The following is a 26,246-nucleotide window of genomic DNA, read 5'->3' on the forward strand; positions in this document are numbered from 1 at the left end:
AATAGGGTATTGTTAGCCCCTTATGCGGAAATCCACACCCATGTCCCTGGCTATCTGGCTGCATTTATCAGTATCAATTTCAGGAACATCTACCACGCTGAAACGTAAATGAAGACCTGCTTTTTTTGATTCTTCCGCAAATTTCAGCAGGGCAGCATATGAGTTTTGGTAGAATGGTTTACAAATCCTGTCATAAACTTCTGCGGATTCTGCATTGAGGCTGACTGAAACTGCATCCAATCCGGCATCCACAAGACAATCAACCACATTGATCCCTGGATTTATAAGTTGGCCGTGTCCATTGGTATCCAGTCTTACATATGTTCCCTTTGCTTTCAACCAGCGGGTGACAGCAAGCAGCACGTCAAAACGGGCTGTAGGCTCTCCGAATCCTGTGAAAACGATCTCTTTATACTTTTTCAGATCATGCTTTTCCAGTTCTGCAATTATCTCTTTTTCGGAAGGGTCTCTTTTAAGCCACAGGTTATATCCGTATAATCCTTCTCCCTGATTGCGAATACAAAAATAACAGTCTGCACTGCATTGATTGGTTATGTTCAGGTACAGGTTACCATGTGCCTCATAGCATATTGAGGGTTTATCAGTTTTCATTTTATTCCAAACTCCATCGGGAATAAGAGGAAAGTTAGAGGTATTACATACAGAAGTATCAATAAAATACATCCAGGCTTCTCTGTTGCTTTCCAGTTTTACTTTTTTTCTTGTAAAGAACTTGCCTTCAAGTATATCAAGGCTATTTAAAATATCCCTGTCAATACAATATACTTCTCCCTTGATATTACAACAATTACCAGTGTCCACAACAGCTGGAAAACTACCCAGATCGAACATGCAATATTGATCAGTTGTAGTATCTTTTCCAATAAATACAGAATCTCTGATTATATGATGATTGGAGAATCCATTTTTTAGAGTCCCATAAACAAAAATATCCATGATTAACCCAATCCGAAATTCAGCTTTGTGAGTGTTTTTTTCACAGGATCAGGAAGTTTGCCACACTGGATTGCTTTCATGTGTTGTGGTGAGATTGTCCGTATGGCCTTTGACATCAATCTGTCAGATCTCATCAGGTTGTCCATCATTTTCCGGATATAAACAGCAGTTTTTATCTCCAGTCCCATTTGCTCCCTCCATCTCCTTTCATAAATGGAGAGTTCACATTTACCGGCAATATATTCTCCAGCCGTTTCTCCTGCCAGTTTCCCCCCTATCATGGCCGTGGGAATTCCTCCTCCGTTGGTAGCGATCAACTGACCTGCAGCATCACCGGCAAGCATTACATTGTTTGAGACAGTTCTTTCGGGAGCGCCCCCTACCGGCACCACTCCGGAAACCACAGAAAGTATCCTTGCATCCTGCAGTTTATCGCCGGCAATTGGGTGTTTGTACATGAACTTTTCCAGATAATCCCGGGCACACATATTCTTCTCGAAAAGCACTTCCCGGATCCCCACACCGATGTTTGCGGTATTTCCTCCCTGTGAAATAATCCAGGCATATCCACCGGGAACATAGTCTTTTCCGAAATACATCTCTACGGCATCCCTATCCGCTGCGGTGTTTGCAAGTTCATATTCAAAAGCAGTTCCGATTCCCATTGGATCATGTTCCCGTTTCATACCGTGGGCTCTTGCAACAATAGAATTTGGACCGTCTGCACCTATCAGGACTTTACCCCTGATTGTCGATGGGCCAAAGACTCCGTCTACTTCAATTGTATTTCCGTTAACATCGGTTACATTGGTCCCCACCATCAACTCAGCGCCTTCCTCAGCTGCCCGGGATGCCAGGTGTCTGTCAAACCTTCTCCTGTCAAGAGAATCAGCCTCTACTTCAAAACCCTTTGAGTAGCCGTCAGGTGCAATAAAACGTTGGTAATTGCTGGTAGCATGCACACAGCTCTTCGGATAATCAAGCAGGGTGTGAGGAAGGTGTGCATCGGGCACAAGTTCCTGCAGGGTATCTGCATGGGGCATAAACCCGCCGCATTGAAGGGGCACACCGATGTCTTTTTTCCTGTCAACCATTAAAACGGATGCACCGGTCTGTGCGGCATACATTGCGGCTGTGGTGCCCGCCGGACCCGCTCCGACAACTACCACATCATATATTTCATCGGGATGCATGGGAATAATTGCTACTTTGGTATTACTTATAAACCTATTTCGTCAATCACATGCCGCCCCCTATCTGGGACAGCTCGAATTCCATGTCATCGGGGACTCTTGCAGTGAATACAAAAACAGTATACCTGAGTTTCCTTGCCTCGGAGATAGCTGTCTTTTGCCTGTCGCTTAATTCTTCAGTAGAACTTATGCACAGCATCTTGCGGTTTGCTCCAACCAAAAAATCAAATTGTTCTGCATAAGCATTCAAAAAATCAACCATATCCCGGAGTTCATCCCAGCGACTGCACATGTGCAGGCTTTTCGTAGAAGAATTTTCTACATACCAATCCTTACTCATGTAGGGGTAGGAATCATACTGATCCTTAATTTCTTCATAGGCTTTCTGTATTTTGGGCATGTCCTTTGCAAGGTTTACCCATTTCCATTCATTCTGCGAAAAGTATTTCCCGGCCAATATGTCAGCAATTTCCTTTTTATCTTTTGAATCAAGTTTCATGAGATCACCTGTTAAAAATCATCGTCCTGTACATAACTCCTGTCAAATTCAATCGCAATTTCAGCTTTTTCCAGTTCCCTTCCAAGATAACCAGCGTGCTCAAGGCTTGTGACAAGTCCTTTATCTATTATCATGTTCAGGATTTCTGCAGCATTTTTACCGATGATAGTTTCCTTTGCATGTTCTGCGACTATGTACCTTTTTCCATCATTTATATGTGCAATTCCTATATGGAATGCTCCGGCTGGATCCAGTTGCCAGCTGGGGCTACTATTTGCAGCAGTTGCATCATTGGGCATATCAATATCCGGTCGCTTTCGTTTTTCTTTGATCATGAACATGTCTATTCCCAGGTCCTTTGGGGAACTGTGCCTCTCCTCTGCCAGTTTCATCATTGAAGAGGCAGTTTTTAGTTCGGCAATGGAACCCTGGGTCTTATCACTGTATTCGGGTGTGAAAAGAATGGCTGCGCCGACCTCATGTGCTATTCCGCACAGGGTTGCATTTATACCTATAGAATCAGCATCCATGAGTTCCGTAACATTGCCAGCCCCAAAGAAAAGAGGGATATCCGGGTAAGTAACACGGAAATTTCTGTACCTTTCTACAGAAGATGTAAATCCGTGGCCAATTGGATCAAGCACAGGGTCTGCAATTATATTTTCAATTCCGAATTCCTTTGCTCGTTTGATATTCTGCATCAATGTATCATATTTATTGCCACTGGACGGGATTATCACAACAGCACACCCCTTTGCAGCGATCTCGGCTCCCAGCTCGTCAATATTTGTATCATTGAGGCTGAGGACCATATCAATATCAGCATCAATTGCACTACGTATATGGCCAGAATCCAGTGTATCCACACTTAGGGGTGATCCAGTCACTTCTCTTGCATTGAGAATGGCCTCATGGACGTTTTCAGTGGGTGTATCTATGGCCATGCCCAGATCGATGATGTCAGCACCTTTTAGGGTGAATTCTGCCACTTTACTCTGAAGAAGGTCACAATCCATATTTCCCGCATCAACGATTTCTCCCATGACTTTCATTTGGGAATTGCCCCCTACTTTCGTACCATTGAATATTAAAGGAGCAAAGGCACTCTTTTCCATCTGGCTCAATTTCTTGTATGCTTCCTGTTGACGTATATCTTTGAGTAATTCACATGCAGGGACTTTATTTGAAAACTGCACATCTCCTGCAAACCGTATTGCGTAATCCAGATCATAAGCATGTTTAGGGCCTAAGTAGACAGGGCAACCTATTTTGTTTGCAACTTCTGTGAAATCACCCGGGACAAGACCGGGGACAAGGACCATATCAAATTGTCCGGGTTTGAAATTATCGTCTTCATAGGAATGAATTAACCTGTGTGGGGTGATGAAAGCAGCTACGTCAGTATCAACAGTAAGTACACTTGTATCAGAACCAACCGCATGACGAACTGTGCTTTCCGCCAGGTGACCTGTAGCTACAAGAATTTTCATGGGAGAATAATCGATTGGATATTAAAAATAAGTATCTGTGAAAGATGCTTTTGAGGCATCTTTCCAGATTTTAATTAATTATGTCTATGATAGAACCGCCATTGTCAGAAGATCGATTCATTGGTTCGACTACCTGACGGCTTCCGTTTGGGACCTTTGTATAACGTGATTCAGTATTCTTTTCTACAATATCGGCCTGATATTGAGGTCCGAGTACCTGTGCTGACTGCACTCCGGTCATAATGGCCATTACACGAATCTTTCCTTCATAGTCATCGCGAATTCTGGCTCCCCAGATTACATTTGCATTTGATGACAATTCATATGTCAGGGATGCTGCAACTTCTTCAGCTTCCTTGAGGCTCAGGTCCGGCCCTCCGGTAATATGTACAAGGCTACCTGTGGCACCGCGGTAATCGACATCGAGAAGTGGGTGATTCAAAGCTGCCCTTACTACATCTTCGCTCTTGTCCTGATTCTTACTTTCCCCTACAAGCATTACGGCCACGCCACCACATCCCATAATAGCACGGATGTCTGCATAGTCCAGATTGATAAGGGATGGCTGTGTAATCGTTTCAGTGATGCCCTTTACGGTTTCAGCGATTAGCTGATCCATTACTGAAAATGCCTGCTCTATAGGGAGGTTTGGTACATAGTTGAGAAGCCTGTTGTTGTCAAGTACAATAACAGTATCTGCTGCAAGGCGGAAATCCTCTATTCCCTCTTCAGCTTTCACAGCACGGGCCCTTTCTACCCTGAAAGGACTGGAGACCATGCCTACTACAATTGCTCCCTGTTCTTTTGCTATATCAGCCACAACGGGGGCAACACCGGTACCGGTACCTCCTCCCATACCTGCAGTTACAAAAACAAGGTCACTTTCCTTGAATACCTCTTCAAGGGTTCCACGGGCAAGGTCTGCTGCTTTGGCCCCGACTTCCGGGAAGCCACCCGCACCAAGTCCACGAGTTAAGGTTTTACCAACAAGGATCTTCTTGTCAGCACGTATGTGATCAAGATGTTGTTTGTCCGTATTTATTGCAATAGTTTCGGCACCTTCGATACCGATATTATAAAGACGGTTGATGGTGTTGTTTCCGGCGCCTCCGCAACCAACAATGGTTATTCTGGGAAGTCCGAATTCAAAATCTTCTTCATCTTCAAAATTCTGGCGATACTCTCTTTCCTGTTCTGATAGTTTCAATGCATCTTGCACTATTGATTGCACATTCATCCCCTCTGATGATTCATGACTCAACGGCCTTCAAAATCACGACATGGCACTCAGTATCTCCGATCTGCGGAGAAGCTTTTCACCCCTATCGTCAATTAATTCTCTCACAGCCGTCCGTATTGCTTCGCTTGCGGACGGGAATTCGCCCTGAGCTACCATATAATCGATCATCTCCAACTGTTGTTCCGGAAGTCTGATCGTTATTCTTTGCATTTGTGTAGCCTCGGGGGTCTGACATGTGACAGACATAAGTCTGACTTAAAGCAGCCAAGCATCTGCTTTCTGTCTGACTATATTCTGACGGTTGTCTGACTTATTATTTATAAATAGTTGTATATAAGGGTATCTATTTATGTCAACCCTTTGTTATACAATCGTAATCGACACTGGCTCTTTTAAGGCCGGGTATGTTTCCCCACATGCCAATATACTCACCCTGAACAACAAGGGCACCATTTATACCCCCAATCCCTTCTAAAACTTTAAATGCTTTTTCCACAGCTTCCTTGCCAGGATCGGTTGCGTTTGAAAGAGCGGTTGCAGCAGAGTCAGCAAGGGATACATTTTCGGAAAAAACAACTGCAGCATCTGCCATTCCAAAACTGATCGATGGACCGACAGTGCCTGATGAAGTGCATATCCCTGTCACATTGTCAACCGGATCAAGCACAAAACCAACATCCTTTACGGCGGATTCTCCTGCATATATACCTACAACAATCTGTCTATTTGTTACATAGGCTATGTCTCCTCCATTGTCAACCAGTGCAAAACTTGCTCCTGCATCTACCATTGCTTCAACAGCAAGTGAAGCAATCGTACCGGCCACGGCACTCATCGGACCAAGTCCCATTGTAGCTGAAGCATCTGTCATTCTTCTGACTACTTCAGGAGCATCTTCGGGGCATGAATGAGGTTCCAGTGTAATCTGAAAATAAGGGTCCCTTCGAATATAATTCTCAAGCAGTGACCTGTGGAAGCCAATAGCTTCTTTGGCTGCTTCCACATGGCTGGCATCATCTGCATGGATGCTAACTATAGTTTCCTTGAGACGGTAATGTTCTTTCATGATTTGCAAGATAATTATTTCTCAAGGCTCAGGGCATGGTGCGGACACATTTTGATACAGGTGCCACACTGTATACATTTTTCTATGTCCTGGGCAATACCCCATTCCTCATCAAAGGAAAACACATGTCCGGGACAAACCGATATACAGGCTCCACATTCTACACATTCTTCCTCATCCCTGACGATCGGATGGTCTAGAACTGTTACTTTAGCACCCTTTGACTCAAGTGCTTCCCTTATAGACTTGAAATCATCAGTTTCGACCTCGGCAATTATCTCTCCGTATGTGGAATCGAAATGTGCCTGCGAAATGTTCAGGGCAGTTTTAGTTTCAATCATAGATTCTGCAAGTATAGGCTCACCTATGACATTGGACGAAATGTTGATCTTTATCATCATCCTCACCGCCTCCTTGCAAACAGTTTGCTGATATCATTACTCGTGATTATACCGATTACATATCTGTCTTTATCTATCACAGGCATTGCTGATACTTCCTTCATGTCAAGATTGCGTGCTGCAATATCTATGGGATCGGTGGCATTGGAGGTGAGAACCCTTTTTGTCATTATATCCTTCACATAATTACATCCCGTTTCAGCAACAGCTTTGGATATGTCCCATGCAGTCACAATACCTGCCAGTTTTCCATCCTCTGAAACTACAGGCAAATGGCTAAAAGTATTTTCCATGATCATTTTAGCTGCTTCATGAAAGGTTGCATTCTCATCGATGACTACTACATCCTTTGCCATTATATCCTGTACCAATGGGTTCCTCGTTGTTTGTCTCATTGGTTTGCATGTGGCTTTTGCAGGAAGTCTCTGGGAGGGGGTGTTTACAAAAAATTCTCCAGCTGCGACCCATTTTTTCAGTTCCCCTGCAATCTCACGTGATTTTTTGAAACTTGACATGGAGGAGGTAGGTGTATCTTTGCCGTTTATTTCGATGCTACCGGAGCGTAGTTCTTCATAATTGACCTTTCTGAGAACAGGCCTGTCCCTACTTGGCACCCCGTAATCCAGTACGTTTGTCACTACATCTTTATCTGTAACTGCGGTTGATTGTGCAAGTTGTTCATTCAGGATCGGTATAGGTATGCCCATTCCAACGTAGAGGGAAGTGCCGTATTCATGGAAATTCGCCGCACGAATATAATCTGCACTCATATCTTTCAGGTCACCCCTAAGCATCAATGTACCAAAATTAGTTTCCGGGCTGTGCTGTGTTCCTTCCCCAATAATATGTCCTTTTGTCCCACCAAGGAAGATAGGGGTGCCAACTCCGATTGTCTGATAATCAGGGTCATTGGATAATGGTGATAGTACACCAGCGCCGGAATAGGTTACATTTCCATAGTTGGGAAGTAACGAACCCATATATGTGTAAATCGTTCTGTTTATCCCGTTAGTAGCAACATTGTATTTCTGATATCCGTTACGGGGGTTGATCATGATTGCCTGGTTCAGGTCATATATGTTGAGTGTAGTGTCAAGTGTTTTTCTGGGATAACAATCGGTACCATAAGATGTGGCATGAAGATCAATGGATTTGCCGCGTATCAGGTCCTCAATTACATGGGCCCCGCCATAATCGAAACCTTCAGTTTCGGAAAGTTGTCCTGCGCCTATAAAGGCATCTACTGCAGCTACGCCTGAGTAGGCTTCCACGCCATTCAAAAAAACCTTATTCATTTTCATTGGTGGCTCTGGATGTCCGAAATTGAGCCAGGCTCCTGAGGAACACATTGCTCCAAATGTACCTGTGGTAACTACATCAACTTCCTTAGCAGCCTCTTTTGCACCCAGTTCTCCCACTATACCTACCATTTCCTCAGCCGTCACAACATTGACACTACCCTCTTTTATTCTCCTGTTTATCTCCTCTATGGATTTTTCTACCATGAAATCTACCTCTGTTAATATCAATTGGTAATATTAGAGTATCTATATATTACTTCTGGTTATTGGATATAATTCTTTTTTGTTTTTGTGAATCAAAGAGTTATTATATTTGGTGAAATATATGGCAAATGGGAGTTGGTATGGTGTTAATGGGTACTAGCATACATAATTCATTATTTGACAATATGTTATATGAAATCCTGGCAACGGATATGTCATTTGACCAAAAGATGGAAGAAATTGCAAAAGCCCTTCCTCAAATACTTCGATATCCGGAGAAGGCGTCTGCAAGGATATTATTTGGTCCTTATTCTTATAAGTCTCCTGGCTTTGAGCAGGGTAAATATCAAATCTCCTCTTCAAATATATCCAAAAATGAAGAGAAAAACCATGAGTTATGTCTTGAGTTATTTTATAATAACCTTTCATTGAAAAATAATTACGAACCTTTCACTTTTGATGAAAAACAAAAACTTGATTTTATTGCAAAGATTTTGTCTATATTTATTGATAAGGAGATCGAAGTGAAAAAAGCCCGGTATGATTACGATTTCCTTTTGGGTAGTACCAATGAAATCCCCTATTCCCTAAACAGTGAAGGAAAAATTGTCTACATTTCACCCAAGATTCAAGAATACGGTTTGCGTCCTGAACAAATGATTTCCCGGTCATTTACAGATTATTTATGCCCGGATGATAGGTATGAGTGGTTGAATATATTTAAAAAAATAAAATCAGTGGATATATTGCCTCTTAAAGCACAGATGCGTATTCAGAATAACAGTAAAGAGTTGCATTGGTTCCAGAATCATATAGACCCAATATATGATGAAATGGGGAATTTTTTGGGAAGTAATGGTTTACTCAGTGAAATAAACAGGAGAAAAGAGGCGGAAATCCATTCTCAGGAACAGTCCAATGCGTTTCGTTTTCTAGCAAGAGCGTGTAATCAGTTCGTAGACCCATTTTTTGAAGATATTGATCTGCTTATAGAACCAATTCTGGAAAAGATCCGGGGAATTCTTGATGCAGATTCAATTTTTATCTATGAACTAAACCATAGCGAAAATAATATGCATCTAACACATTACACTTGCGTGCCACTTTTAAAAGGTAGATGCGAATTGGAAATGGATAAATTAAGCTCACTGTCAACTGCACAATTCCCGACTATAATTGAGAAATTCCAGAAAAATGAGCCTTATTATGTGAATTCTATAGAGCAACTTCCAGATTCTGAAAAAAATCTGAAAGGACTCTTAACAACATTGGATCTTGAATCGGCCCAGATTATGCCTGTACATGTCGAAAATCAGTTGGTAGGATTTATCGGTGTAGTTTCGGCCACAAAAAACAAACATTGGCCATCCTATAGTGATGATCTCCTCAGGATATTGTTTGATTCCATATTCAATGCAAAGGAGCGCGGTAAGACCTATACTATGCTTGATAATACAATGCATCTTTACCGTTCTCTTTTTGACAGATCAAATGATGCTATCTTTATCCACTCTTCTGAAGGTACAATAATAGATGCCAATAGAAGTGCCTGCAAAACAATTGGCTGTTCCCATTCTGATATGTTATCTATGAAAATTGCTGATCTCTATCCTCATGAATCTAAATATATGGCACAGTCACGATCAGCAATCCAGAAAACATTGAATGAAGGATCTACACGTTTCGAATCGAAAATGAAACATATGAATGATTCAGTTATTGATGTTGAGATCAGTTCTTCTGTACTTGATAAAGAAAATAGTATCATGCTCAGTATAGTACGAGATATTACTGAACGTAAAAGTTCAGAATTGGAACTGGAAAATTATCGCAAACATCTGGAAGAAATTGTGGATCAACGTACCTCTGAACTCCAAACTGCCAATTCCTGGGTCTCTGCTCTCTATGACAATGCTCCTATAGGTATCGGTGTGCTTAATAAAGATCTGGAATTGATAGATCTTAATAAAGGTATGGCCGAAATTACTGGCATTCCTAGAGAAAATATTGTAGGTAAATCACTATTTTCTATATGCACTGAAGGATCTTCGAAGTATCTTGATAAGGACTTAGGGCCAGATATTCTTGAAAAACAATTTTCCACAGAATTGCACTGGGTATGCAATAAAAAACACATCTGTATACAGTTCAATTCTCAGCCACTGGATTTGAAAGATTCTCCTCAAAAGGTAATCTTTACTGCACAGGACATTACACGAAGAAAACAGGCTGAAATCGCCCTTAAAGATTATGCAGGTCAATTGGAGAAATCTAATGAAATGAAGGATCTTTTTACCGATATAATGCGCCATGATCTTTTAAATCCTGCAAATATCGTGAAAGGTTTTACAGACGTACTCATTAAGAAAGAAAAGGAAGAAAAAAAGATTCATTTTCTATCAAGGATCAGGGATAACACAGAACGCTTGATCGATATGATCGAAAACACAGCTTACCTGTCCAAACTTGAATCTACTGAAACCCTTGATCTGCAAAAAATGGACCTGGGTCGAATATTAACTTCCTGTATTTCAGAGATGGCTCCTCTGGCTGATAATGAAAATATGGATATAATACACGATCTGCAACAGCCATATCCTCTAAAGGCCAATCCTATAATCAAGGAGGTTTTTATCAATCTGCTTTCAAATGCAATCAAATATAGCCCTTCGGAAAGTTCAATTCATGTAGGGGTGCAGGAAAACGACTCTTCATTTAAAATAATGATTAAGGATAGGGGTTCTGGGATTGCTGATGATGATAAACCATACATATTTAACAGGTTTAACAGGGCACAAAAAGGAAGCATAAAGGGTACAGGTCTTGGACTTGCAATAGTAAAAAGAATTGTAGATTTGCATGGTGGCAGTGTTGGTGTGGAAGATAACCCGGAAGGGCAGGGTAGTGTTTTCTGGGTATATATAAAAAAAGGCACTGAAAACAATAGAAATTTAGGTCTTGGGTAATTTCACATGAACTGTAGTACCCAATCCTTCCATACTCCTTGCCCATATACTTCCATTATGAATATCGATTACCTTTTTGCATATATGGAGTCCCAGGCCAACACCATTATAGATGCGGGTTGTGGATCCATCTATTTGGTAAAACATGTCAAAAATACGCGGAAGTTTTTCTTTTGGTATTCCTATACCATTATCTTTTATCTTTATGTGTATATATTCTTCTTCTTCTTTCAGTGTAATTTTTATTTTCCCGGATCCCTGTGTGAATTTTGATGCATTGTCCAGTATATTAAGGAAAACGTTTGTTAACCTGTCTCTGTCACCATAGATAAGGGAAGACTTATTTTGGATATCAATACTTATATCGACATCTTTTCCTTCTGTGTGGACTTTCATTTTTTCCATGGAATCAGTTATGATTTCACCAACATCCACCTCTTCGAAGTGATACTGGTATTTGCCCTCTTTTTCCATACTCATATAAAGCAGGGAGTCAATTAGCCTTTTGAGCCGGTCTGCATTACGTACAACTGCCAAATTTGCTTTTTTCTGGTCTTCGTTTAATTCACCCAGTCGTCCTTTATCAAGCAGGTCACTGAATCCCTTGATAGATATCAGGGGTGTTTTCAGTTCATGGGTCAGGTTTGCGAGGAATTCACTCTTTAGCTTATCCAGATGTTTAAGGTCTTCATAGGCTCGCTGGGTCATCTCGAAAAGCTGGGCATTTTCAATTGCAATCCCGATGTGTTTGCCTACATGTTCCAGTACTTGCAGGCTTTTTTCACTGACTTCATGATTGAGAGGGATAGAAAGCTGGATAAAACCCATTACTTTTTCCCTGGAATAGAGGCGGAATAAAAGATATTTCTTGCGTTGCATTTGGCCCTGGTAATGGAAAGTATCTTCTGCAACAAGGGGGCCGGATGGAGCACCTGCAGAATTATTAAACATGTTTTCGACTACAGAATAGTGGATGCTTTCAGGATATTCTCCTCTTGGACCTATATAGGCACGCAATACTGCCTCTTTTTCTTCTGGGTTTATTATGTATACTCCACCGGCAGTAATGTCAAGAAGGTCTCCCATTTCCATTAACATTTCATCAAGGAGATCATCCACATCAAGAGATTCTGATGCAAGAGCAGATGCTGAATATAGGATGGATATATCACGTTCCTTTTCCAGAATGGTCCGTTCGGACATTTTACGGTCTGTTACATCAAGCAAAATTCCATGGTATTCCAGATTATCATCACATTTGCAGGGGAATGTAATCTCTGAAATCCATTTTATGCTGCCTGAAGAATCTACAACACGATATTCACAGGTAAACTGGTTTGACGAATTTTTCCGGAAGCTGTCAAACTCATTATGGACAAAGCTGCGATCTTCGGGATGGATTAATTCATTATATGTCATCCTTCCTTCCAGGAAGTCTTCAGGTTTGTATCCAAAAATTGTTACTCTTTCAGATACATAATTTGTCCTGGCACGCTGATCCCCTTCCCAAAAAAAAACAATCATGGGGCTTTTATCGATTATTTCTTCGAAGCTTGTTGCAACTGTGAATATATTAGTACCTTTATATTTTTCCTTGGGTTTAAGGTGCCTCAAATTGTTTCCCGGTACGGGCTTTTCTGTAACCATTAATATTCATCCCTTCTCCATCCTTAATTAGCAAAATTATATTGCAATTGATTGCTCTTTTTTAAACATATATAAACTTATATATGTTTGGGAGAATATATAATATTATTTTTAATGTATAGAAATCAAGTCCATACATATTATAATTGATATGTTATTTTTATTTTAAATGTATTTCATTTTCGCCATCATTATGAGAAAAATATATGTAGCATGTTTTGTTGCACTATTCTTGCATAAATGACTCATATGGCGGGTTTACCCTATTATCTTGTTGTCTAGTTTCCAAAAAGTTATATAAAGGCAGAAGGCTATACGAGACAGACCTTTAACATATCATATTAAAACTAAATTCAGAGTTGATTATATTGGCAATCGAAAATGGAGATTTCATAAAAGTATCATATACTGGTAAATTCGAAGGCGGTCTGATTTTTGACACTACCGATGAGGAATTGGCCAAGGAAAACCAGATCTTCAATCCACGTGGAGTTTATGGCGGTGATGTGGTAGTTGTAGGTGCCGGTCATACCATTAAAGGACTTGACGAGGATTTTGTTGGCAAGGATGTTGGATACAAGGGAGAACTTGTCATTCCTCCTGAAAAAGGATTTGGAGAACATGACCCCAAGAAGGTTGAGACCATTTCCCTGAATAAATTCGAGGACCGTAAAGCAACTCCCGGGATGGGTGTAGAAATAGAAGGAAAACGCGGTGTGGTCACCAAGGTCATCGGAAGACGTGCACGCGTTGACTTCAATCATCCCCTTGCAGGTAAGGAAGTAACCTATGAATACACCATTGATGAGAAACTCGAAGGAGATGTTGACAAAATAAATGGTTTGCTTTCCCTTTACACCGGAGTACCAGAAATCGAAGTTGAAGTTGAAGATAAGACTGCCATTATCAATATCCCTGTTGCACTGAGCTTTAACCAGCGCTGGCTCATGTCAAAAAATAGGATTGCTTCTGAGATAATCGAAAATATCGGAATGAAAAATGTCAAATTTGTCGAGACTTATCCGGTAGAATCTTCTGCACCTGCTGAAGAGGCAGAAGCAGAAAGCGAAGATAATGACTCTGGTGAAGAGTAATCTTCGCCAATTTTTTATATTATAAGCGCTGTTCACCAGATGCTTGTGATTGTTTTTCATTATGCTGAGGTAGCCAAGCGGACTACGGCGCCGGTCTTGAAAACCGGTGGTGCTCTGCGCCCCGGGAGTTCGAATCTCCCCCTCAGCGTCTCTTTATTTTTCTAACAATCAAAAAAAAAGAAGGTAGATTATTCTTTCAGGAATTCCTGGACAGTTTTGCCGAATGAGGGAGCAGCCTTCGGGTCTCTGGCAGTGATTATATGGCCATCTCTGATAACATCTTTGTCTTTATATTCAGCTCCTCCCTTTTTTATTTGTTTTACACTTTCCGGATCGCTGAATACGGTGCTCTTTTTACCTTTTAGTATTCCTGCTTTTGCCAGCACTACCGGCGATATACAGATAGCAGCGATTAATTTACCCTGTTTGTAGGCATCCTGGACAATTTTGTGTAGTTCTTTGTTATCCCAGAGATACTGCTTTGCACCTCCGCCTCCTGAAATAACGATGGCATCATAACTGTCTGCTTTTTCAGAGGAAATAGTTGTGTCGGGCTTGACTTTACATCCAAGCATCCCTCTGGCAACTTTCTTTTGGTTTGTTGCAACGACTATGTCAAATCCTGCATTTTCAAAGATTTCTCTGGGTTGAAGGAATTCTTCGTCACGGAAATTTTCCTGGGCGATTACCATTAGTATTTTCTTCTTATTATCCATACCGATCACCGTATTATGATATCTGATGTATCCTATTTGGTACTGGCGATTACAATCTAATATAACAAATCATCCTGGACTTCTCAGTTAATCCCGGTTCATGCAACATAGTAAATTAATTTTTTGTAATATTGAGATTATTAATCAGTTGTACAAGTTCCTGACGTCGGAACATTCCTTTATGCATAATGCAGGCAACATTATCGTCAAGCATTTTTCTGTTTTCTTCGGTAAGTTCCTGTGCCGTACAGATAATAATAGATATATTTGAAGTCGAATCCAGGTTTTGAATATATTCAATAACATCATAGCCACTGAACTCTGGCATCATCAAATCAAGCAGTACTATATCGGGTTGCTGTTTTTGGAGAATTTTGATAGCTTCTTCCCCTCCGGCAGCATCCAGTATCCAAAAACCTTCAGAATCCAGCATGGAATGGATAAGCTCCCTATCTTGTTCCTCATCATCCACCACAAGAATCGTTGTCTCTTCTGGTTTCATATTTTTCCTGACTCTTTCAAGTGTTTCGATAAGGTCGGTTTTGTCAACAGGTTTCACAAAATAATCTTCCACCGTCCACATGCTATCGATTTTGGCTTTGTCCAGTACGGATATCATGATAACAGGTATGTCCCGTGTATGGCTGTCCTTTTTGAGTCTATCAAGTACGGTCCAGCCGTCCTGGCCCGGCATCATTATATCAAGGGTGACGGCAAGTGGTTTGAGTTCCCTGACCTTTTTTATTACCTGATCCCCTCTTTCCACTCCTATTGCATGGTATCCTTTAGAACTCAGCATCGCAAGCAGAAGTTCTCTTGATTTTGGATCATCTTCAGCAACGACAACTACCGGGTCGTCTCCTTTAGGATTGTGAGGTGCAGCGACAAAGGTTTCATCATCCACTTTCATCTCAGGTATTTTCTTTTCAACTTTATCTTCCGGTATCAATTCGTTTGTTTCTGCAGGATCAACAGGTATGGAAAATGTAAATGTGCTGCCTTTTCCTTCTTCACTTTTCACTTCAAGTGATCCACCGTGAAGTTCTATGAACTTAGTTATAAGTGCAAGTCCCAGTCCTGTACCTTCATATTCTCTATTTGCTGATGAATCAAGCTGGACAAAAGGTTTGAACAATTTGTCCCGATCATTTTCAGCAATGCCTATGCCTGTGTCTTCTACAGCTACATGGACCATCTTTTCGGATTTGGTAGGAATAATTCTAACATTCCCTCCCTCCGGGGTGAATTTTATCGCATTACTTAACAGATTATAAAGCACTTGTTTAATTTTTCCTTTATCTGCTTTTATTTTTGGAATGTTTTCGGCTGGCTCTATCTGTAAGTTTATGGATTTCTTGGATGCCAGTGGTGAAATGATTGTTTTAACTTCTCTGAACACATCATTAAAATAGAATATTTCGTACTGGAGATCCATTTTTCCTGCTTCTACTTTTGATATATCAAGGATGCTGTTTATGAGATCGAGCAAATGTTTGCCACTTTTAAGCACATTTCCCACATACTTGGTTTGTTTTTCGTTCAGTTCTCCAAAAACCTGGTCAAGTAGTATATCCGAAAATCCGATTATGGAATTAAGTGGGGTGCGCAATTCATGACTCATTGTCGCCAGGAATTCACTTTTTGTGCGGTTGGCAGTTTCAGATTCTATTTTTGCATTTTCCATCTCAAGTTCTGTATTTTTACGTTTTGTGATGTCCACTACAATACCGCTTACAATAACTGGATTCCCTTGCTTGTCTTTTTCTGTAATTGCACCCCTGTCGTGATACCATTTCCATTTACCATCCTTTGTCTCTATTCGATAGTCCACTTCATAGGTAGGACATTTTCCTTCTATATGGCAACGCATTGCTTCCATTGCATTTTTTTTATCCTGGGGGTGCAGTAGTTTCATGAAATCAGTATAATGCGCATCTTTAAATTCATCCATGGAATATCCCAGTCTGGTAACTTTGCCGGGATCAAAGTTTACTTTGCCACTAGGAATGTCCATTTCCCACCAGCTAAGGTTGCCTTCTCCCATTGCATTCTGTAGTCTGTGTTGCAATTTTCCAATCTGTTCTTCCGCTTTTTTCCTTCTGGAGATATCCCTTGCAATACTGAGTATTACTTTTTCTTCACGATAATCAATGACTTTACTGCTTATTTCCGTGGGGATTTTTTTGCCGTCTTTGGTCAGATGGACAGTTTCAAATATCAATGAGCCATTTTTAAGAATTTGTTCTATCATTTCGGGTACTTCTTTGGTATTTGCTTGACTATCAATATCCATAGGTGTCAGGTTTAGTAATTCTCCTCTGGTGTATCCCAGTCTTTTGCAGGCAATTTCATTTATCTCCACAAAATTGCCTTCCTGATCATGGATGAAAATTGCATCAGCTGCGTTATCAAAAATAGTATGGAATTTTTTTTCGGAACGGGTGAGTTTGTCTTCCGCATTCCTGCTCTTTATAGCCTTGGTCAAACCCTTTTTCACCAATTCCACCAGTTTTTTTTCTTCATCCAGAAAGCACGTGTCTTCTGATGATTTGTTTTTGAAATACTCCAGTTTGCCTTTTGTATTTCCATTGACATTGATGCTGTGCTCAAGTTTAAGGTCAGTCTCAAGGAAGTTGGTGCTTGTAAATATTTTATCTTCAAAAGTTATGCGTGCAAAATACTGATTTCCACCACATCTGTCTGCCAGAAGTTCTGTAATATCCTCCATCAGTTTATCTGTATTCTCTGAAGATGTCAGGATATCGTAGAAACTGTCAAGACATTCTAATATCTGAAGGGTACAAGAATTTTCAGATTTAGTATCAGTATGTTTTTTGTTGGTCATGGCTATCAGTTTCCTTTTGTATATACAAATAGTCGGTTTGGTTTTTATTTATAATTATCACTTATAATAAACAGGTCTCTACTATTTTTGATCACAACTTATTTTTATGTAGAAGGTGTTAGCACAAATATCATCTAGTACCGATTGAGCCTTTTTCCTGGTGTTTCTTTTCAGACATTAACATTATATAAGAGAAAGTCATATTGGGCCGAGTAAGTCTGTATCATAGGTTTTTACACAGCCTGTAAAAGGGCAGTGCTGGACCTTAGTTCCAGGGCTACGGGACGCAAGAATGTGTCCTTAAGGAGGTTTATAATGGCAGACGAAGAAATAAGACATCTTGTACGTATAATGAACACTGACTTGCAGGGTAAGCAGAAGGTCCTTTATGCACTCACCGGTATCAAGGGGATTGGCAGAAGGACTGCAAGACTCATTGCAGAAAGTGCAGAAGTAGATCCATCAGAAACCATTGGTTATCTTTCTGATGAGGGTATTGCCAGGCTTAATGAAGCTATAGAGACATTTGAAAACCATCTTCCTGTGTGGATGCTTAATAGGCAAAAGGATTTGTTGACAGGTGAAAATAAACACCTTCTTGGACAGGATATTGACCTGACTATAAGGGAAGATTTGAACGATCTTAAAAAGATTCGTGCCTATCGTGGTATACGCCATGAAAGAGGTTTGAAGGTACGTGGACAGAGAACCAAATCCGCAGGACGCGGTGGGTCCACAATAGGTGTCAGCAAAACAAGATGAAGGTGATTTGATATGGTTTATCCCGGAAAGAAAAGAAAAAGTTATGACACCCCGAAGCACCCCTGGCAAGCTTCCCGTATGGCAAATGAGGTTGACCTGATTAAAAAATACGGCCTCAGAAATAAAAAAGAACTCTGGAAAGCACAAAGTATTCTCAGACGTTACAGGGCAGATGCCCGTAGATTACTTGCTGATTCTGCAGAAGCTGAACTTACCGGTCACGCAAAGACTGAAGCAGACCAGATTCTATCCAAATTGATTCGTTATTCCATGATAAAAGGCGATGCCGAGATCGATGACATTCTGGCATTAAATACAGAAGCTATACTCGAAAGAAGGCTTCAGACCCTTGTCCACAGACTTGGTTTAGCCAGAACTCCCAAGCAGGCAAGACAGTTTATTACCCATGGTCATATTGCAATTGGTGGTAAGAAGTTGACAGTCCCTGGTATGCTGGTGTCAAAACAGGATGAGATGATGATAGATTACTATGGAACATCACCTATGACTACCGAGTCACACCCGGAGAGACCCGCTCAGATTGCATCTTCCCTTGTGGAGGAATGAAGGAGGTTTGAATTATGGCAAATGGAATATGGGCTGTTGCTCACATCAAATGTTCATTTAACAATACTATAATCACAGTTACCGATATAACCGGTGCTGAAACAATAGCGAAATCATCCGGTGGGATGGTAGTCAAAGCTGCAAGGGATGAGAGTTCTCCTTATACTGCTATGCAGATGGCCGGCCAGCTTGCTGATACTCTCAGGGATAAAGGTGTCGAAGGTGTACACATTCGTGTCCGTGCTCCCGGTGGTAACAAGCAGAGAAGTCCCGGTCCAGGTGCACAGGCAGCCATTAGGGCTTTCGCACGTGCAGGTATCAGGATTGGACGTATTGAGGATGTAACTCCTGTGCCACATGACGGTACCCGTCCAATAGGCGGCAGGCGCGTCTAATTGGAGTATAATATATAGAAGGTTTGTAATTTCACGAGGTTCCCGAAAATGGATATCGATATACTTGAGCTGTCTGATAGATCTGCCAGATTTATTTTGTCAGATGTGGATGCAGCTTTTGCGAACGGATTGAGGCGGGCTATGCTTGCCGATGTCCCCACTCTCGCAATCGATGAAGTCAATATTTACAACAATACTTCAGTCCTTTATGATGAACAGGTAGCTTTGAGACTGGCTCTGGTACCTCTTGTGACAAGCTTCGATGAGTTTACTCCTCATGAAGAGTGTTCCTGTGAAGATGGGTGTCCGGCATGTACGGTTTCTCTCACGTTGAGTGTGGAAGCACCAATGGATGAGGAAAATACTGTTTATTCAGGGGACCTTGTATCCGCAGATCCCAAAGTAAAAGCTGCTGATTCTAATATCCCTGTTGTTAAGCTTAAAGGCGGGCAGGAACTTTTCCTTGAAGCGATTGCAAGGATGGGTTACGGTCACGACCACGCTAAATGGCAGGCAGGAGTTGCCTGTGGTTACAAAAATGTGCCAGTGATCACAATTGAAGGCTGTGACCTCTGCGAAAAGTGCGTTGAGGCATGTCCTCGCGATATATTGGCCCTTGGTGAGGAATCTGCAGAAGTTGTGAATGATAGACTATTGAATTGCTCTCTCTGCAAGCAGTGTGTAGAAGTCTGTGGAATTGATGCAATCTCGGTTCGTGAGAATGATACATCTTTTATTTTCACTCTTGAATCCGATGGTTCATATAGTGCAGAAGAGTTAATTATAAATGCAGTTAATACTATCAGGACGAAAGCTTCAACCCTTGATGACATCCTGGGTGAATTGTAATAGGAGATACCCTTTCCTATTATCCTTTTATAGGATCTAATAGCAGAAGCAAAAATTCATAATTGGAATTTTTGTGACCATCCATATGGGCAAAGTATATATACCATTGGCCCATTTATGGCGAAAAACAACAGCGTGCGAGGGTTGCCCAGCCAGGCCAAAGGCGCTAGGTTGAGGGCCTAGTCTCGTAGGAGTTCGAGGGTTCGAATCCCTTCCCTCGCACCAAATACTTTTTTAAATCACTAAAAACATTTTTATAATTGTGTTTCTTGGTTTTATGTCTCATAATATTACATAGCATTCCTTAACTGTGTTATTTTAACGATAAGTTTAGTATTTAATTCAGGTAAACTTAAACTCTCCTTTATCTTTTTGATGTGAATTTGATAGGTTTGCGTTTTGCACAATAGTTAAATATAATTGAGTTATTACAAACTTAGTTGATTAAATATCGCTCCATAGTTAAAGGGGGATTTATTCATTTCAATAAAGAATATCTGGGGTAAAATAGAGAATACACTAAAGTCAATAAAAGGCATCGAAGAAACTCTTTTACTGAATCAGGCTGACAGGCATTATATTCTTGGGCTTGAGTTTTCGGATGAAAAGAAATCTTCCGGAAGCCTTGGAATAAAAAATAATACCGGGGTAAAAAAAACACTTGGCTCACAGATTCTCGTCTCTTTCCTAACAAACCAGGAATATGACTGGCCAGAAAATAATCTGAAACTCATATACGGGGATGAAATTGTGGGTGAAGATATCAGTGATCCGCTGGAGCTTGCACGACTTGAAAAATGCAAGGATTGCTGTGTGATGGGTAACATAGTGTTTTATAATGACCGTTTCAAAAGTCTGAAAGCACCGGATTTAGAACTTGAAATGTTAATTCAGGCAAAGCCTTTCCCTGAAGTTGAGAATATCTCCTGTGTTTCAGAAGCTATGGTTGCATTACCCTCAAGGTTAAGTGATTCCTATATCAAATCCAGGATGGGTATTGAATCGAACAACTCTATGGGAACTTTCCTGTTAGGTCTGGATTTAAAACCGGATTTTTGTACAAATATGGAATATTGCGAACCAGTCGAAGTTTGTAATTTTTAACTCTGATTCATCTTTTTTTTGCATAACTTCCAATAATCGGCAATAATTTGGTAAAGTATTAATGCTTGAACTTACTTCATATACTCAATAATAGAGAATTGATTATTTATGGGCGTAAGTTTTAGATTTATATGATGTAAAAGGAGATTGATATGTCTGTTTTGAGGGATATGGGGTGCAATGTTCCTTCTAGGATTGTTAGTAACTTTGATCCATTCTATAATCCACAGAAAATTGAGGGTATGATTATAGGCAACGATCTAGATTCTCTTCTGAGTGCCTCTTTCCTTAAAACAAAATTTGGATGGGACATAGTTGGTGTTTATGACTACAAGACATTAAGTTTTTCAGATAAAGTGGGAGATTTCCACAATAAGTTGCTTGAAGGAAAATATATTGCTGTGGATCTGGACATATATCATCCATGCATCTTCTCCATTGGACATCATATAATAGGATCCAGCTGTCAGGACTGCCTTGAAGGTCATTCAAATTCGCTGAATCCGAACCTTCTAAGGGGTATCTATCTCCAAAATTACAGGAGAAAATATCCCTTAAGTACCATTCATTTTCTTCTCTGGTTGTTTGAATCCGAAGATGGCCTGGATATAAAGACCAGAAGCCTTGTATGGCTTGCAGATTCTTCTTATGTAAATGGACAGCGTCACAGATTCAGGTCGAATGTTCATGAATGGGTGATGAACTTTTTCAGATCACAGGCATTTCTGGATTCTTTCGAATTAATTGATACGTATAAGTTTGAATATTTATTATCCGACTGGCTATTCCCTCTACTTGAGGGAACCGGTTTGAATATCTCAAGGGGTCAGGTTAGGTCTTATCATCTGGGTCTTTCCGGTTATCAATGCCAGTGGACATCTACTGAAAATGAAAGAGATTGTATCATTGCGATGCTTGAGCTGATAGAACATATTACAGGTTGGTGCAAACCTGTCTTCCCGCGTAAATTCATCGACATAAAAGGTGTCCGCAGAAGCATTTTCCTAAGCGATATTTTCAACAATAGTACAAATCTGGACTCTTTTTTGCTTAGGAACAATGTGTTTTCGTTTGTATTTCCCACGTCAAAAACAATTAATTATACAACAGGAATTAAATTGTGATCTGGGTGGATTTCGGGTTATTGGGTTTATTGTGGTTACCTGTTTTCATTCTTTTTGCTCGTTTTCTTAATTGCTTTCTCTATACTCCATCTCCCCCTGCCCAATTCCTCCCCTATTATCTCTATAGTATCTTTTTTGTTTTTTCCGCATTGGCGCAATTCCCTGTATCTTGTACACAGGTAATCTTCTTCCTGAGGGGTCCAGGGGTTTCCCTGGTTTTCCAGATTTTTGATGACAGGATTGCGTAATTCCGGGATCATAAATCCCGGTTTGATTATATTGCTCTGGCTAATTTCCCGGGTTTTTGTTCTAAACATCGTTTCTGATATTTCAAAACCAATGCAGCGTCTATTCAGGCCAATTGCAACGGTTGCAGTTGAAAATCCGCCCAGGAACATGTCACAAACAAGATCACCTTCATTACTACTGTATTGGATAATTTTTTTCAGAAGATTGTAGGGCAATTCATTTTTATTTTTAATTTTACCGGGTTTGTACTCCCTGTTAATTACCCAGACATCTTCCCTATCCCTGTAATTCAGCGATCTGCCATCTTCTGTTTTTTCACAGGTTCCGTACCTTGATTCAAGATTAAATGTGCGCCTTTTGCCGGGTTTTTCGTAGTATAAAATATGATAATGGGAGGATACGTATTTTGCTTTTGTGTAAACACCAAAATTGTATTTCCATATTATGTGATTGATCTCTTCCAGATTTGTCTGGTACAGGGCATGGAGGATATGGTAAAGATTTGTGTATCCCGAAACAATGTAGATGGAGCCACCAGGTTTGAGAATTCTTTCTGCTTCTTTAATCCAGGCCAGGCTGAAATCTGCATATTTATCTTCCGGGATTTCTACATATCCATCAACTACAAATTTTTCATTCCTATTGTAATGCTGATGTAATTTGTCCCCTTTTATCCCATATGGAGGATCGGTAATAATCAGATCTACCGACCCGTTGGGGATATGAGTTGCAGCTCCTGTAATGCAATCCTCATTGTAAAATACATTCCCATAAATTTCAACGGGCTTCATTTTCAACTCCTTACGCCAGGTATTTTCATAACCTATCTGGAAGAATAAATAAATATTGTCTGAAGAGTGGCTGTTTTTGAGTCTTCTATATTACTTTCACCTTGCTTGGAGGTCCTTGAAATAGTTTATATTCTTATTTCTTATTGAGGTGATCAGTATGGATGAATTCTTCAAAGGACTTATAGAGAGAACCAAACGCTATGAAAAACTGGACCACTTTAGGAACAATTAACAATAAAAAGGCTGGCCGGTCTTCATCACCCTCCCGTCATGGTTTCTGATGATACCGGCCTTTTATGAATTTTAGCTATTTTTTTCAGGTAATTTTTTTGGTTGAGAATCAATATCTCTTACATCCAGTTTTCTCTCTATATTATGGATAAAATGCAGTGTCCTGTTGGAAAGTGTCCTGCTTCTTTCTTCCTGTCTCTGCTGGTATGTACGGATGGAACGAAGGAAATCGATTTTCCTGAAATCCGGCCAGTAGGGGGCGCAGAAATAGGCTGCACATTCATTTCCACATGCTTGCCAGGGAAGGAAATTCGAAACCCTTTCATTTCCTCCTGTACGGATTATGAGATCAACGTTTGATACGGCCGAATTTTCTTCTGGATATAGGTGTCTTGATATGGTTTTTTCAGTTATTTCACCCTTTTCGATATCCCCTGTTTTTACCTTCCTGGCAACTTCACGTATTGCCTGTATGATATCCTGTCTTCCGCCATAAGCAATTGCAATGTTAAGTTTTAGCCTGTCATAGTCCTTTGTTGCCATCTCAACTTTATCAATACTCTGCAAAAGGTCCCCGGGTAACAAGGTTCTGTCTCCAATTACACGTACTTTTAGGCGTCTTTTATGTGTCCTTTCATCAACACACATCTCTTCAAGTCTGGTTCCTATAAGTTTTAGTATGCTTTTCTTCTCATCTTTTTTCCTGTTGAAATTCTCAGTAGAAAAAGCATATATTGTCAATTCCTTGATGCCGCTTTCATAGGACCATTCAATGACTTTTTCAGTAATATCGGCTCCCCGGGTATGGCCGTATGAGGTGAATTTACCAATTCTTTTGGCGTATCTGCGGTTTCCATCCATTATAATAGCTATATGCTGCGGTAATTTAGAATTGCGGATATTTTTTTCCAGAATAAATTCATATCCTTTATACAATAATTTCGGTAATATCCGCCACATCATAATCAGAGCTACAGGCGATGTTAATAATTGTCAAGTACTGAACGTACGATATCCCTGTAATCATTTTTTAATAAATAGATGTTGTGATCGCCGGTTACATCAATACTCAGGATTCCCAGGCGTGTGTTCATGAGCCCAACCATAGCTGAAACTCCCCTGTAACTGATATCAAAATCCTTTTCGTGAAGGAATTTATAGATATCATTGGTGGTATATTTTCCGCCGTCAAGGAACAGCTTAAGTACCACTTTGCGTATCCCTGTGTCATCCCGGCCAAGATATTTTATCAGCCTTGATCTTACCCGGTTTTCTATGGTTTCCAGCACGAACACCTCTATCTAAACTATGTTATTTTTGCATATATATTTATGCTAACTTGTAATATGTATCCCTGAAAAGAAACAATCGCAAGACCTTTTATTTTTCTGATGCGGGATACCTATTTATCTGCCTTTTAAAGCTTGAACTGCCCTTTATAATTCATTTTAACATAAAAACATATTGTTTTATTTTAAGTTCAAGGGTATTTTTGCACCTTAAACAGGCATGCTTTCAACAATAAGGCCATCTGAGGTAGGGTACTTTTCAATAATTTCAATTTTATCACTAATGTCCCGAATCTCATCTGCAATATCTTCAAGTATCCATGATGCGATTTCAATATTATTTACCTTTAGTTCATACATTTCTTCAGGAACTTCAAATTCCTGCAATTGATCACGTATTTTAGTAGTATTTTTAGTATGTATTATTCCAAATATGATAGTTCCATCATCGGTTATTTCGTCAAATGGGCGAGAAGTATTTTCTGCAATCCTGATAAGACGTTTCCTTAGCTGTATAGCGTCTTTATACGCAGATGAACAGAAATGGCCCCTTTTAAAAAGTTTCATGACTTTTAATGCACTATCTCGTGAACCCGCTACAGCATTTGAAATATCGTCCTTTAACCGGTACCCTCTGCGATGCAATTCCCCGTAATTTGTATCTGTAAATTCCAGTTCATTGAAATTTATGTAACAGTCAACGTTATCACACAAATCAGCAAACTTTCCAATACCTTCTATGGCAGGCACTTCGATTCCTGTTTCCAGTCCTGCTTGTTTACAATTGAGGATTGCCGTTTTAAATTTACTTTTTTCAATATATTCCCATTCCTGCAGGGGAGGGTGAAAACGTATCTCGTCCAGTCCTGCTTCAACAAGATTATTTATTGTTTTTTCATCTACGGGTAAGGCAGTATAGAGATGAATATGGTACTTTTGTCCGAATGTGCTTTTCAGTAGATGGATGTAATGCAGGACCCTTCCAATTTCAAGGAGTGGTTCACCACCCGTAATTCCTGTTCCCAGGGCCTGCATACGCATGCTTTCTTCTATTACTTCATCGTCGCATTGCACTTTCCTTTCATTGGCATATGCGGCATCGCTTTTTCTCTCTTCTGATAGCGGGCAATAGAAACAATTCTTACCACAAAGGCCGGTTACGTATAACACCATTTTTGCACCATCACGGCACATTTTGCAACCGGTTGAAAGATAACTGTAAAAAGAGCCTGCTTCTGCTTGCTGGATATTTGCCATTGCTTTTGC

24 protein-coding genes and 2 tRNA genes are annotated in these 26,246 nt (G+C 40.3%); 10 read left to right on the forward strand and 16 right to left on the reverse strand.

Annotation, left to right across the window (positions count from 1 at the left end; all coding sequences use genetic code 11):
- Positions 1-12: 12 nt before the first annotated feature.
- The 9 genes from BKM01_RS11195 to BKM01_RS03515 all read right to left on the reverse strand — a co-directional run bounded on the left by BKM01_RS11195 (position 13) and on the right by BKM01_RS03515 (position 8,351).
- Positions 13-957, reverse strand: coding sequence for a TatD family nuclease-associated radical SAM protein (locus tag BKM01_RS11195; RefSeq protein ID WP_084006291.1), 945 nt, complete (start codon positions 955-957; stop codon positions 13-15).
- A gap of 2 nt (positions 958-959) precedes the next feature.
- Positions 960-2,150 carry a geranylgeranyl reductase family protein gene (locus BKM01_RS03480; protein WP_072359880.1) on the reverse strand — a complete coding sequence of 397 codons (1,191 nt, stop codon included), beginning with the start codon at positions 2,148-2,150 and terminating at the stop codon, positions 960-962.
- 46 nt (positions 2,151-2,196) lie between these two features.
- Positions 2,197-2,649, reverse strand: coding sequence for a hypothetical protein (locus tag BKM01_RS03485; RefSeq protein WP_072359877.1), 453 nt, complete (start codon positions 2,647-2,649; stop codon positions 2,197-2,199).
- An 11-nt stretch (positions 2,650-2,660) separates the two neighbouring features.
- Complete coding sequence (locus tag BKM01_RS03490; RefSeq protein ID WP_072359875.1) at positions 2,661-4,139, reverse strand: dihydropteroate synthase-like protein; 1,479 nt, start codon at positions 4,137-4,139, stop codon at positions 2,661-2,663.
- 70 nt (positions 4,140-4,209) lie between these two features.
- The gene (gene ftsZ / locus BKM01_RS03495; RefSeq protein WP_072360288.1) at positions 4,210-5,370 is read right to left on the reverse strand and encodes a cell division protein FtsZ; all 1,161 of its coding nucleotides are present in this window, start codon (positions 5,368-5,370) and stop codon (positions 4,210-4,212) included.
- Positions 5,371-5,412: 42 nt separating this feature from the next.
- Complete coding sequence (locus BKM01_RS11230) at positions 5,413-5,625, reverse strand: ribbon-helix-helix domain-containing protein (RefSeq protein WP_394334657.1); 213 nt, start codon at positions 5,623-5,625, stop codon at positions 5,413-5,415.
- Positions 5,626-5,731: 106 nt separating this feature from the next.
- Complete coding sequence (locus tag BKM01_RS03505; RefSeq protein WP_072359873.1) at positions 5,732-6,445, reverse strand: UPF0280 family protein; 714 nt, start codon at positions 6,443-6,445, stop codon at positions 5,732-5,734.
- 14 nt (positions 6,446-6,459) lie between these two features.
- Complete coding sequence (locus BKM01_RS03510; protein ID WP_072359871.1) at positions 6,460-6,846, reverse strand: 4Fe-4S dicluster domain-containing protein; 387 nt, start codon at positions 6,844-6,846, stop codon at positions 6,460-6,462.
- A gap of 2 nt (positions 6,847-6,848) precedes the next feature.
- Positions 6,849-8,351: a homocysteine biosynthesis protein gene (locus BKM01_RS03515; protein ID WP_072359869.1), complete on the reverse strand. Its 1,503-nt coding sequence runs from the start codon at positions 8,349-8,351 to the stop codon at positions 6,849-6,851.
- Positions 8,352-8,479: 128 nt separating this feature from the next.
- On the opposite strand from BKM01_RS03515, the gene BKM01_RS03520 reads away from it, so the two are divergent.
- The gene (locus tag BKM01_RS03520; protein ID WP_072359868.1) at positions 8,480-11,317 is read left to right on the forward strand and encodes a sensor histidine kinase; all 2,838 of its coding nucleotides are present in this window, start codon (positions 8,480-8,482) and stop codon (positions 11,315-11,317) included.
- Here BKM01_RS03520 and BKM01_RS03525 read toward each other — a convergent pair.
- Positions 11,303-12,964: an ATP-binding protein gene (locus BKM01_RS03525; protein WP_072359866.1), complete on the reverse strand. Its 1,662-nt coding sequence runs from the start codon at positions 12,962-12,964 to the stop codon at positions 11,303-11,305. The genes BKM01_RS03520 and BKM01_RS03525 overlap by 15 nt on opposite strands.
- 368 nt (positions 12,965-13,332) lie before the next feature.
- On the opposite strand from BKM01_RS03525, the gene BKM01_RS03530 reads away from it, so the two are divergent.
- Entirely contained in the window at positions 13,333-14,058 is a 726-nt protein-coding gene (locus BKM01_RS03530) for a peptidylprolyl isomerase (protein WP_072359864.1), read from the forward strand.
- A 63-nt stretch (positions 14,059-14,121) separates the two neighbouring features.
- A tRNA-Ser gene (locus BKM01_RS03535) sits at positions 14,122-14,206 on the forward strand.
- 40 nt (positions 14,207-14,246) lie between these two features.
- Here BKM01_RS03535 and BKM01_RS03540 read toward each other — a convergent pair.
- The gene (locus BKM01_RS03540) at positions 14,247-14,774 is read right to left on the reverse strand and encodes a DJ-1/PfpI/YhbO family deglycase/protease (protein WP_072359862.1); all 528 of its coding nucleotides are present in this window, start codon (positions 14,772-14,774) and stop codon (positions 14,247-14,249) included.
- Between the two features lie 115 nt (positions 14,775-14,889).
- Complete coding sequence (locus BKM01_RS03545; RefSeq protein ID WP_072359860.1) at positions 14,890-17,619, reverse strand: PAS domain S-box protein; 2,730 nt, start codon at positions 17,617-17,619, stop codon at positions 14,890-14,892.
- 315 nt (positions 17,620-17,934) lie between these two features.
- Here BKM01_RS03545 and BKM01_RS03550 point away from each other — a divergent pair, with 315 nt between their 5' ends.
- From BKM01_RS03550 to BKM01_RS03580, 7 genes are all read left to right on the forward strand, one after another.
- Positions 17,935-18,381 carry a 30S ribosomal protein S13 gene (locus BKM01_RS03550; RefSeq protein ID WP_072359858.1) on the forward strand — a complete coding sequence of 149 codons (447 nt, stop codon included), beginning with the start codon at positions 17,935-17,937 and terminating at the stop codon, positions 18,379-18,381.
- Positions 18,382-18,393: 12 nt separating this feature from the next.
- The gene (locus BKM01_RS03555) at positions 18,394-18,948 is read left to right on the forward strand and encodes a 30S ribosomal protein S4 (RefSeq protein WP_072359856.1); all 555 of its coding nucleotides are present in this window, start codon (positions 18,394-18,396) and stop codon (positions 18,946-18,948) included.
- Between the two features lie 14 nt (positions 18,949-18,962).
- The gene (locus BKM01_RS03560) at positions 18,963-19,343 is read left to right on the forward strand and encodes a 30S ribosomal protein S11 (RefSeq protein WP_013037689.1); all 381 of its coding nucleotides are present in this window, start codon (positions 18,963-18,965) and stop codon (positions 19,341-19,343) included.
- Positions 19,344-19,391: 48 nt separating this feature from the next.
- The gene (locus BKM01_RS03565) at positions 19,392-20,192 is read left to right on the forward strand and encodes a DNA-directed RNA polymerase subunit D (protein WP_072359853.1); all 801 of its coding nucleotides are present in this window, start codon (positions 19,392-19,394) and stop codon (positions 20,190-20,192) included.
- 137 nt (positions 20,193-20,329) lie between these two features.
- Positions 20,330-20,417, forward strand: a tRNA-Leu gene (locus BKM01_RS03570).
- Positions 20,418-20,942: 525 nt separating this feature from the next.
- Positions 20,943-21,296: a hypothetical protein gene (locus tag BKM01_RS03575; RefSeq protein WP_084006290.1), complete on the forward strand. Its 354-nt coding sequence runs from the start codon at positions 20,943-20,945 to the stop codon at positions 21,294-21,296.
- Positions 21,297-21,448: 152 nt separating this feature from the next.
- Positions 21,449-22,420, forward strand: a complete 972-nt coding sequence (locus BKM01_RS03580; RefSeq protein ID WP_072359849.1) for a hypothetical protein — start codon at positions 21,449-21,451, stop codon at positions 22,418-22,420.
- A gap of 35 nt (positions 22,421-22,455) precedes the next feature.
- Here the strand turns inward: BKM01_RS03580 and BKM01_RS03585 are convergent, their stop codons facing one another.
- The 4 genes from BKM01_RS03585 to BKM01_RS03600 form a co-directional block, all read right to left on the reverse strand.
- Positions 22,456-23,460, reverse strand: coding sequence for a DNA-methyltransferase (locus BKM01_RS03585; RefSeq protein ID WP_072359847.1), 1,005 nt, complete (start codon positions 23,458-23,460; stop codon positions 22,456-22,458).
- Between the two features lie 303 nt (positions 23,461-23,763).
- A complete protein-coding gene (gene uppS / locus BKM01_RS03590; protein ID WP_327078535.1) occupies positions 23,764-24,654 on the reverse strand; it encodes a polyprenyl diphosphate synthase in 891 nt (296 codons plus the stop codon).
- Positions 24,655-24,674: 20 nt separating this feature from the next.
- Positions 24,675-24,986 carry a DUF2551 domain-containing protein gene (locus tag BKM01_RS03595; protein ID WP_225420068.1) on the reverse strand — a complete coding sequence of 104 codons (312 nt, stop codon included), beginning with the start codon at positions 24,984-24,986 and terminating at the stop codon, positions 24,675-24,677.
- 204 nt (positions 24,987-25,190) lie between these two features.
- A complete protein-coding gene (locus tag BKM01_RS03600) occupies positions 25,191-26,237 on the reverse strand; it encodes a radical SAM protein (protein WP_072359843.1) in 1,047 nt (348 codons plus the stop codon).
- Between the last annotated feature and the right edge of the window lie 9 nt (positions 26,238-26,246).

The sequence above is a fragment of the Methanohalophilus portucalensis genome (genome assembly GCF_002761295.1).
In the GTDB taxonomy this organism is placed as follows: Archaea; Halobacteriota; Methanosarcinia; order Methanosarcinales; family Methanosarcinaceae; genus Methanohalophilus; species Methanohalophilus portucalensis.

Excerpts from the sequence above, each read along its gene's own strand:
- BKM01_RS03505 (WP_072359873.1), bottom strand. The coding sequence starts at position 6,445 with ATGAAAGAACATTACCGTCTCAAGGAAACTATAGTTAGCATCCATGCA.
- BKM01_RS03485 (WP_072359877.1), bottom strand. The coding sequence starts at position 2,649 with ATGAAACTTGATTCAAAAGATAAAAAGGAAATTGCTGACATATTGGCC.
- uppS (WP_327078535.1), bottom strand. The coding sequence starts at position 24,654 with ATGATGTGGCGGATATTACCGAAATTATTGTATAAAGGATATGAATTT.
- BKM01_RS03510 (WP_072359871.1), bottom strand. The coding sequence starts at position 6,846 with ATGATGATAAAGATCAACATTTCGTCCAATGTCATAGGTGAGCCTATA.
- BKM01_RS03480 (WP_072359880.1), bottom strand. The coding sequence starts at position 2,150 with ATGCATCCCGATGAAATATATGATGTGGTAGTTGTCGGAGCGGGTCCG.
- BKM01_RS03560 (WP_013037689.1), top strand. The coding sequence starts at position 18,963 with ATGGCAAATGGAATATGGGCTGTTGCTCACATCAAATGTTCATTTAAC.
- BKM01_RS03520 (WP_072359868.1), top strand. The coding sequence starts at position 8,480 with ATGGGAGTTGGTATGGTGTTAATGGGTACTAGCATACATAATTCATTA.
- BKM01_RS03565 (WP_072359853.1), top strand. The coding sequence starts at position 19,392 with ATGGATATCGATATACTTGAGCTGTCTGATAGATCTGCCAGATTTATT.
- BKM01_RS03545 (WP_072359860.1), bottom strand. The coding sequence starts at position 17,619 with ATGACCAACAAAAAACATACTGATACTAAATCTGAAAATTCTTGTACC.
- BKM01_RS03600 (WP_072359843.1), bottom strand. The coding sequence starts at position 26,237 with ATGGCAAATATCCAGCAAGCAGAAGCAGGCTCTTTTTACAGTTATCTT.
- BKM01_RS03490 (WP_072359875.1), bottom strand. The coding sequence starts at position 4,139 with ATGAAAATTCTTGTAGCTACAGGTCACCTGGCGGAAAGCACAGTTCGT.
- BKM01_RS03580 (WP_072359849.1), top strand. The coding sequence starts at position 21,449 with ATGTCTGTTTTGAGGGATATGGGGTGCAATGTTCCTTCTAGGATTGTT.
- BKM01_RS03540 (WP_072359862.1), bottom strand. The coding sequence starts at position 14,774 with ATGGATAATAAGAAGAAAATACTAATGGTAATCGCCCAGGAAAATTTC.
- BKM01_RS03550 (WP_072359858.1), top strand. The coding sequence starts at position 17,935 with ATGGCAGACGAAGAAATAAGACATCTTGTACGTATAATGAACACTGAC.
- BKM01_RS11230 (WP_394334657.1), bottom strand. The coding sequence starts at position 5,625 with ATGTCTGTCACATGTCAGACCCCCGAGGCTACACAAATGCAAAGAATA.
- BKM01_RS03525 (WP_072359866.1), bottom strand. The coding sequence starts at position 12,964 with ATGGTTACAGAAAAGCCCGTACCGGGAAACAATTTGAGGCACCTTAAA.
- BKM01_RS11195 (WP_084006291.1), bottom strand. The coding sequence starts at position 957 with ATGGATATTTTTGTTTATGGGACTCTAAAAAATGGATTCTCCAATCAT.
- BKM01_RS03555 (WP_072359856.1), top strand. The coding sequence starts at position 18,394 with ATGGTTTATCCCGGAAAGAAAAGAAAAAGTTATGACACCCCGAAGCAC.
- BKM01_RS03585 (WP_072359847.1), bottom strand. The coding sequence starts at position 23,460 with ATGAAGCCCGTTGAAATTTATGGGAATGTATTTTACAATGAGGATTGC.
- BKM01_RS03515 (WP_072359869.1), bottom strand. The coding sequence starts at position 8,351 with ATGGTAGAAAAATCCATAGAGGAGATAAACAGGAGAATAAAAGAGGGT.